The following is an 8239-nucleotide window of genomic DNA, read 5'->3' as shown; positions in this document are numbered from 1 at the left end:
TGACATCGGCGGTCGACGACCGCATGTTGGTCAGCTTCTTCTCGCGGGTGACGTTGATGTCGAGATCCTCTGCGCGCAAGACGAATGCGTCGAGGTGACCCCGGAGATCGTGCGGGTGCGCAAGGTCGAGCTGGACGCCACCGCCCGGGCCCGCAGCCGGTCGCGCGCCAAGGCGCGGGGTTAACACCGGGGTGGTCGGACGGGCTGCTGTGCGGTTGCTCGATACCCTGATCAGCGTGCCGAGACGAGTCCGCCGTTGGTTCATGGTGCTGGGCGGACTGATCTTTTTGGTCGGACTCGTGCTCTCGGCCTGTACGGTCAACCCGCCGCCGGCGCCGCAGAGCACCGATACGCCGCACAACTCCGTGCCGCCGCCACCGCGGGTCAGCGAGATCATCATGGGCATCGACTCGATCGGGGCCGGCTTCAACCCGCACCTGCTGTCCGACCTGTCCCCGGTGAACGCGGCGATCAGCGCGCTGGTGCTGCCGAGCGCCTTTCGGCCGGTCCCCGACCCCAACATGCCGACCGGTTCCCGCTGGGAGATGGACCCGACCCTGCTGGTGTCGGCCGAGGTGACCAGCCAGAACCCGTTCACGGTGACCTACAAGATCCGGCCGGAGGCGCAGTGGACCGACAACGCGCCGATCGCCGCCGACGACTTCTGGTACCTGTGGCACCAGATGGTCAGCCAGCCCGGGGTCGTCGACCCGGCCGGGTACGACCTCATCACCGGCGTGCAGTCCCTGGAGGGCGGCAAGCAGGCGGTGGTCACCTTCGCCGAACCGTATCCGGCGTGGAAGGAGTTGTTCAGCAACATCCTTCCGGCCCACATCGTCAAGGACGTGCCCGGCGGTTTCGCCGCGGGTCTGGCCCGGGCGCTTCCCGTCACCGGCGGCCAGTTCCGGGTGGAAAGCATCGATCCGCAGCGCGACGAGATCCTGGTGGCCCGCAACGACCGCTACTGGGGACCGCCGGCCAAACCCGCGCTCATCTTGTTCCGCCGCGCCGGGGCGCCGGCCGCGCTGGCCGATTCCGTGCGCAACGGCGACACCCAGGTGGCGCAGGTGCACGGCGGCTCGGCGGCCTTCGCGCAGCTGTCCGCCATCCCCGACGTCCGGACCGCCCGGATCGTGACGCCGCGCATCATGCAGCTCACGCTGCGGGCCACCGAACCCAAACTGGCGGACACGCAAGTCCGTAAGGCCATCCTGGGGCTGCTCGACGTCGACCTGCTCGCGGCCGTCGGCGCCGGCAGCGACAACACCGTCACCCTGGACCAGGCCCAGATCCGGGCGCCGAGCGACCCGGGCTACGAGCCGACCGCGCCACCGGCGATGACGACCCCGGCGGCGCTGGCGCTGCTGGAGGGGGCCGGCTACAAGGTCGACCCCAACACTTCGGCTTCGGCGGCGCCGCCATCAGCCCCGCCGAACACCGGGCCGCCCGAGGTCATCCGCGGCCGGATCAGCAAGGACGGCCAACAACTTTCGCTGGTGATCGGGGTGGCGGTGAACGATCCGACCTCGGTCGCGGTGGCAAACACCGCCGCCGACCGCCTGCGCAACGTCGGCATCGCCGCGACCGTGCTGGCGCTGGACCCGGTCACCCTCTATCACGACGCGCTCAACGACAACCGGGTCGACGCGATCGTCGGCTGGCATCAGGCGGGTGGCAACCTGGCGACCCGGCTCGCCTCCCGATACGGTTGTCCCGCACTGGAATCCACCCAGGTGCCGATCTCCAACGGGCCGGCACCCGCGCCGTCGGCCCCCGCCGGTCCCACGCCGTCCACCGGGGCGCCCGCCACGTCGACGACGCCGACGACCACGCCGCCGCCCAGCCGCCCGGCCGATCCCAACGCCCTGGTGCAGGCGCCGTCGAACCTCACCGGGATCTGCGATCGCAGCATCCAGTCGAACATCGACGCCGCCCTCAACGGCACCAAGAACATCAACGACGTGATCACCGCGGTCGAACCGCGCTTGTGGAACATGGCTACCGTGCTGCCGATCCTGCAGGACACCACGATCGTCGGGGCCGGCCCGAGCGTGCAGAACGTCAGCCTGTCCGGTGCGGTCCCGGTCGGCATCGTCGGCGACGCCGGCCAGTGGATCAAGACAGGGCCATAACGCCCGCGCGGTCAGTCGGCGGGACGCGTTGCGCGCGGCGGGATCACGGTGTCGACGATGAGCGCCAGCTCGCGCCGGTTCGGCGGCGAACCGTTCAGCAAGAAGTGCTGGTTGATCAGAGCCGACCCGATGCGGGCGGTGAGCGGGGTGACCGTCGTCGGATCGAGGTCACCGTCGTCGATGGCCGCCTGCAGGATCGATTCCACGATTTGCATGCGCGGCCGCACCACCGCGTCGGCGAAGATGGCCCGCATCTCGGGCTCGTGCAACAGCTGATGGATGACGTCCAGGCCCGGGAAGCCGGTCTTTCCGGCCAGTAGGTCGCGCTGCGCGGTGAACATCGCCAGCAGGTTCTCCCTGGCCGACCGGCCGGAACGCAGCTCGGGCAGCGGCGGTAGCGCGAACACCAAAGCGGCGTGCACCAGCTCGCACTTGGTGTCCCAGCGCCGGTACAGGGCGGCCTTGCCGGTATGGGCGCGCGCCGCGATGCCCTCCATGGTCAGGCCGCCGTAACCGACCTCGGTCAGCTCGGCCAGGGTGGCCTCGTACAGGGCGCGTTCGAGGACCTCGCCGCGCCGGCGGCTTCGGCTGCCGGTCTGGTCTGCGTCCGTGAGCTGGGGCACTCCTTGATAGTAGCCGTGCGCGTTCCTACCTGCCGCTTACCGGTGGGTAGCGGCCGGACTGCCCGAATCGTCGCGGCTGCCGTAGGGTGCCGTCCATGCCTGAGACGCCGCGGCTACTGTTCGTCCACGCGCACCCCGACGACGAAAGCCTCGGCACCGGCGCCACCATCGCCCACTACGCCGCCCGTGGCGCCGATGTCCGGGTGGTCACCTGCACGCTGGGCGAAGAGGGCGAGGTGATCGGCGAACGATGGGCCGAACTGGCCGTCGATCGCGCGGACCAACTCGGCGGCTACCGGATCGGCGAACTGACCGCCGCGCTGCGGGCGCTGGGCGTGGGCGAGCCGCACTACCTCGGCGGCGCCGGCCGGTGGCGCGATTCGGGCATGCGCGGCACGCCGGCGCGGCACCGGCAACGCTTCATCGACGCCGACGACCGCGAGACCGTCGGCGCGCTGGTGGCCGTCATCCGCGAGCAGCGCCCACACGTCGTGGTGACCTACGACCCGGCCGGCGGCTACGGCCATCCCGATCACGTTCACGCGCACCGCATCACGGCGGCCGCCGTGGCGGCGGCGGGTCCCGGAGCCGGCGCCGCCGACTTTCCCGACGAGCCCTGGGCCGTGCCGAAGTTCTACTGGTCGGTCTTCGCAACGAGCGCCTTCGAAGCGGCCATGGACGCGCTGACGCCCGAGGATCTGCGGCCCGAATGGTCGATCCCGCCGAAGGAGGAGTTCACCTTCGGCTACGCCGACGAGGACATCGACGCCGTCGTCGAGACCGGCCCGGAGGCCGTGGCCGCCAAGCGGGCGGCGCTCGCCGCGCACGCCACCCAGGTGGTGGTCGGACCGACCGGTCGCGCCTGCGCGCTGTCGAACAACGCGGCGATACCGATTCTGGGGCAAGAGCACTACGTCCTGGTCGGTGGCGCGGCGGGGGAGCGCGACGGGCGGGGCTGGGAAACGGACCTGCTCGCAGGGCTTGAGTTTCCGCCGGCCCCGACGCGGTAGGCTGCCAATCAGGCAGCCACGGAAGGAATTCGCATGGACCCCGACCTGGACCCTAATCAGCAACACTGGCAGGACCGGCTGGACAACCTACAGTGGGTTATCGGCTCCATCATGTCCAACATCGACAGCGTCCCGACCTGACCGAAACCAAGCCACGCGTCGCCTCCGTTGACGACAGCGGCGCGACCGACCCCGCGATCCGTTTCGTCGTATTGGCCCTCTTGGCGGTCGACGGGGTGCTCTCCGCACTTGCCGGAGCCCTGCTGCTGCCTCTCTACATCGGGACGGTCCCGTTTCCCATCAGCGGACTGATTTCCGGACTGGTCAACGCGGCGCTGGTGTGGGCCGCCGGCCGCTGGACCCGTTCGCCCCGGTTGGCGGCGCTGCCGTTGTGGACGTGGCTGCTGACCGTGGCGGTGATCAGCATGGGTGGCCCGGCCGACGACGTGATCCTGGGCGGCCGCGGCCTGATGGCATACGCGGCCTTATTGCTGCTGGTCCTGGGGGTGGTACCGCCGGTCTGGGTGCTGTGGCGGCGCGGGCAGGGCGTCTGACGGTCGGCCGGGATGTCGCCCGCTTGCCGACGCGGGGGTGCCGCTACTGTTGACTGTTGCCCATACGGGACCCGCCAACGGGTGCCACGATTTCACATGTTGGGACGCGCGGATGAAATTCGATCGTGGGGAAGTTACACCAAGGTGCTGTTGACTCCGGGCGAGGAGCCTACCGCTCTGCCCAACCCTGTGGTGCCGGCCAAGGTTTCTCCGGAAGCCCCGCCGAAGGCCGGTGCATCGGCGCTGCGGCGGGTGCTGCGACGGGCTCGAGACGGCGTCGCGCTGAACGTCGACGAGGCGGCGGTCGCCATGACCGCGCGCGGCGCGGACCTCGCCGACCTGTGTGCCAGTGCGGCCCGGGTGCGCGATGCGGGTCTGGAGTCGGCCGGCCGGCGCGGGCCGGGCGGCGGGCTGCCGATCACCTACTCGCGCAAGGTTTTCATCCCGGTCACCCACCTGTGCCGGGACACCTGCCACTACTGCACCTTCGTCACCGTCCCGGGCAAGCTGCGCGCCCAGGGCGCCGGCATGTATCTCGAGCCCGACGAGATCCTCGACATCGCCCGCCGCGGGGCCGAACTCGGTTGCAAGGAAGCACTATTCACCCTCGGCGACCGGCCCGAGGATCGCTGGCCGGAGGCCGTCGAGTGGCTGAGCGAACGCGGCTATGACTCCACGCTGTCCTACGTGCGCGCGATGGCGATCCGGGTGCTCGAAGAGACCGGGCTGCTGCCGCACCTGAACCCCGGCGTGATGAGCTGGTCGGAGATGGCCCGGCTCAAGCCGGTGGCGCCCTCGATGGGCATGATGCTCGAGACGACGTCACGGCGGCTGTTCGAGACGAAAGGGCTTGCGCACTACGGCAGCCCGGACAAAGATCCGGCCGTGCGGCTGCGCGCCCTGACCGACGCGGGGCGGTTGTCGATCCCGTTCACCACCGGCCTGCTGGTCGGCATCGGCGAGACGCTCGCCGAGCGCGCCGACACCTTGCATGCGATCCGCAAGGCGCACAAGGAGTTCGGTCATGTGCAAGAGGTGATCGTGCAGAACTTCCGGGCCAAGGAACACACCGCGATGGCCGCCGTTCCCGACGCCGGCATCGAGGATTACCTGGCCACGGTGGCGGTCGCGCGCCTGGTCCTCGGCCCCGGCATGCGGATTCAGGCGCCGCCCAATCTGGTGTCGCGCGACGAGTGCCTGGCCCTGCTCGGCGCCGGGGTGGACGACTGGGGTGGGGTGTCGCCGCTGACGCCCGACCACGTCAACCCCGAGCGGCCGTGGCCGGCGTTGGACGACTTGGCCGCCGTCACCGCCGAAGCCGGTTACGAGCTGGTCCAGCGGCTGACCGCGCAGCCGAAATACGTGCAGGCGGGCGCGGCGTGGATCGACCCGCGGGTGTCCGGACACGTTGCGGCGCTGGCCGATCCGGCGACCGGTCTGGCGCGCGACGTCAACCCGGTGGGGCTGCCCTGGCAGGAGCCCGACGACGTCGGCTCCTCGGGCCGGGTCGACCTCAACGCGGCCATCGACAGCGAGGGCCGCAACACCGAGACCCGCAGCGACATCGACAGCGCCTTCGGCGACTGGGAATCGATCCGCGCGCACGTCAACGAGCTGGCCGCGCAGGGCGCCAAAGCGCCAGAACGGCTGGACACCGATGTGCTGGCCGCGCTGCGGTCCGCCGAACGCGACCCCGGCGGCTGCTCTGACAGCGAATACCTGTCCCTGGCCACCGCCGACGGCCCCGCGCTGGAAGCGGTTGCCGCGCTTGCCGATACGCTGCGCCGCGAAGCCGTCGGCGACGACGTCACCTTCGTGGTGAACCGCAACATCAACTTCACCAACATCTGCTACACCGGTTGCCGGTTCTGCGCGTTCGCGCAGCGCAAGGGCGACGCCGATGCATACTCGCTGTCCACCGAGGAGGTCGCCGACCGCGCGTGGGAGGCGCACGTGCAGGGCGCCACCGAGGTGTGCATGCAGGGCGGCATCGACCCCGAGCTGCCGGTCACGGGCTACGCCGACCTGGTCCGCGCGGTCAAGGCGCGGGTGCCGTCGATGCACGTGCACGCGTTTTCCCCGATGGAGATCGCCAACGGGGTCACCAAGAGCGGGCTGAGCATTCGCGAGTGGCTGATCAGCCTGCGCGAAGCCGGGCTGGACACCATTCCGGGCACCGCCGCCGAGATCCTCGACGACGAGGTGCGCTGGGTGCTGACCAAGGGCAAGCTGCCGACGTCGCTGTGGATCGAAATCGTGACCACCGCACACGAGGTCGGGCTGCGGTCGTCGTCGACCATGATGTACGGCCACGTCGACAGCCCGCGGCACTGGGTCGGCCACCTCAACGTGCTGCGCGACATCCAGGACCGCACCGGCGGTTTCACCGAGTTCGTGCCGTTGCCGTTCGTGCACCAGAGCTCACCGCTGTACCTGGCCGGCGCGTCGCGTCCCGGACCCACCCATCGGGACAACCGCGCCGTGCACGCGCTGGCGCGAATCATGTTGCACGGCCGCATTTCCCAGATCCAGACCAGCTGGGTCAAGCTCGGCGTGGAGCGCACGCAGGTGATGCTGCGCGGCGGCGCCAACGATCTGGGCGGCACGCTGATGGAGGAGACCATCTCCCGGATGGCCGGTTCGGAGTACGGCTCGGCCAAGACGGTGGCGGAGCTTGTCGCGATCGCCGAGGGCATCGGCCGCCCGGCGCGGCAACGCACCACCGACTACACGACGCTGGCCGCGTAGTTCGCCTTCTTGTCGGTGCCGTCGGGTATACCGGGGGTCGTGAAGCGACAGATTGATGACGATCGATTCCCCGAGTGGCGGCCGTTCGCGGATGCGGTGCGCCGGCACGGACCCGACGCCGGCACCTGGTGTGAGGCCTGGACGGTGCGCGACATCGTCGTCCACCAGGCCGGAAACGCCGAAGAGCTCGCGCGGGTGCTCGGCGCCCACCTGGACGGCCAGCCCGTAGCCACCCGCAGCTTCGAGGAACGCGAAGGCCCCCTGCGCGCCCTGAACGACGCGGACCTGTGGGACGCGCTGACCGACCGGATGGCCACCCTCACCGAGGTCGCGGTGGCGGCCGAGGCGCTGCCCGCCGACACCGACGTCGCCTGGACCGGCCGCACCATGAAGGTGCCCTGGTTCGCCGAGCACATGCGCGAAGAGTTGGTCCTGCACAGCTGGGACATCACCGGGGACGAACCGGCCGCCCAGGCCCGGCTGGCCGAGCCGTGGATGACCACGCACAGCGTCCTCGCGGTGGGCAGGCCGCTGCTGGTGAAGGGGGCCAAGCAGCTGAAACCCGGCGAGCGAATCGACGCCCGGCTGCGAGCCGACGGCACCGACGACGTCGTACTGGCCGCGGACCCGGATCAGATCACCATCGGGCTCGCCGAGCCGGAAGGCCCGGCCACCCTGGAGACCGACGCGGCCGCGCGGGTGCTGCTGCTGTGGGGCCGGCGGCCCGCCGATCCGTCACGCATTCGCAGCCGCGTCGGGCCGGAAACCCTGGGGCGCGTGCGCCGCCTGCTCGGCGGCTACTGAACCGCTTCGTGCGAAGCGATCGGCTCAGTAGTTGTTACAGGTGACCGCGACCTGGTTGATGTCGTCGTAGTACTTCTGCGCCGACGGCATGGCCTGGATCTGCTGGGCCATCTGCTGACGCTTCGGCGGCGGCGAGGCCAAGAAGTTGCGGATATAGGACTGCGCCACCGGCGACGAGTTCAGCTGTTGGGCAGCTGCCGGGTCGGTCGCGTTCAGCGCCGCGATGACCTGCCCGTAGTTGCAGGTGGTGTTGATGATCGCGTCGGTGGGATCCGCGGACGCGATCCCGGCCGCGGCGCTCAACGCCACCGCCGCGCTGCCAACCGCAACGCCCAATTTGCTCAACGACAGCCTCATGTGTGGACACC

At 70.3% G+C, this 8239-nt stretch carries 8 protein-coding genes; 6 read left to right on the top strand and 2 right to left on the bottom strand.

From position 1 onward, the window contains the following. Together A5622_RS29970 and A5622_RS02925 are read left to right on the top strand one after the other, a co-directional pair. A partial coding sequence (locus A5622_RS29970) for a hypothetical protein (RefSeq protein ID WP_156752818.1) occupies positions 1–184 on the top strand: 184 nt, incomplete at its 5' end. A 46-nt stretch (positions 185–230) separates the two neighbouring features. After that, positions 231–2132 (top strand): ABC transporter family substrate-binding protein, encoded by a 1902-nt coding sequence (locus tag A5622_RS02925; protein WP_197507935.1) that lies wholly within the window; start codon positions 231–233, stop codon positions 2130–2132. 11 nt (positions 2133–2143) lie between these two features. On the opposite strand, the gene A5622_RS02920 is transcribed toward A5622_RS02925, so the two are convergent. After that, positions 2144–2755 (bottom strand): TetR/AcrR family transcriptional regulator, encoded by a 612-nt coding sequence (locus tag A5622_RS02920; RefSeq protein ID WP_066866245.1) that lies wholly within the window; start codon positions 2753–2755, stop codon positions 2144–2146. Between the two features lie 95 nt (positions 2756–2850). On the opposite strand from A5622_RS02920, the gene mshB reads away from it, so the two are divergent. From mshB to A5622_RS02900, 4 genes are all read left to right on the top strand, one after another. Then, positions 2851–3765 (top strand): N-acetyl-1-D-myo-inositol-2-amino-2-deoxy-alpha-D-glucopyranoside deacetylase, encoded by a 915-nt coding sequence (gene mshB / locus A5622_RS02915; RefSeq protein WP_066876540.1) that lies wholly within the window; start codon positions 2851–2853, stop codon positions 3763–3765. 92 nt (positions 3766–3857) lie between these two features. Continuing rightward, the gene (locus A5622_RS02910; protein WP_066866241.1) at positions 3858–4319 is read left to right on the top strand and encodes a hypothetical protein; all 462 of its coding nucleotides are present in this window, start codon (positions 3858–3860) and stop codon (positions 4317–4319) included. A gap of 96 nt (positions 4320–4415) precedes the next feature. Next, entirely contained in the window at positions 4416–7067 is a 2652-nt protein-coding gene (locus tag A5622_RS02905; RefSeq protein ID WP_082972044.1) for a bifunctional FO biosynthesis protein CofGH, read from the top strand. 39 nt (positions 7068–7106) lie between these two features. Next, positions 7107–7871 (top strand): maleylpyruvate isomerase N-terminal domain-containing protein, encoded by a 765-nt coding sequence (locus A5622_RS02900; protein WP_066876536.1) that lies wholly within the window; start codon positions 7107–7109, stop codon positions 7869–7871. Between the two features lie 24 nt (positions 7872–7895). On the opposite strand, the gene A5622_RS02895 is transcribed toward A5622_RS02900, so the two are convergent. Next, positions 7896–8228 carry a hemophore-related protein gene (locus A5622_RS02895; protein WP_066866235.1) on the bottom strand — a complete coding sequence of 111 codons (333 nt, stop codon included), beginning with the start codon at positions 8226–8228 and terminating at the stop codon, positions 7896–7898. Positions 8229–8239: the final 11 nt, after the last annotated feature.

The sequence above is a fragment of the Mycobacterium sp. 1245801.1 genome, from assembly GCF_001673055.1.
GTDB lineage: Bacteria > Actinomycetota > Actinomycetes > Mycobacteriales > Mycobacteriaceae > Mycobacterium > Mycobacterium europaeum_A.
Note: the sequence above shows the minus strand (reverse complement) of the source record. Positions and strands in the feature narration are given on the sequence as shown.

Bases quoted from the DNA above. Each gene is read 5' to 3' on its own strand.
- mshB (WP_066876540.1), top strand. From the start codon at position 2,851: ATGCCTGAGACGCCGCGGCTACTGTTCGTCCACGCGCACCCCGACGAC.
- A5622_RS02905 (WP_082972044.1), top strand. From the start codon at position 4,416: ATGTTGGGACGCGCGGATGAAATTCGATCGTGGGGAAGTTACACCAAG.
- A5622_RS02895 (WP_066866235.1), bottom strand. From the start codon at position 8,228: ATGAGGCTGTCGTTGAGCAAATTGGGCGTTGCGGTTGGCAGCGCGGCG.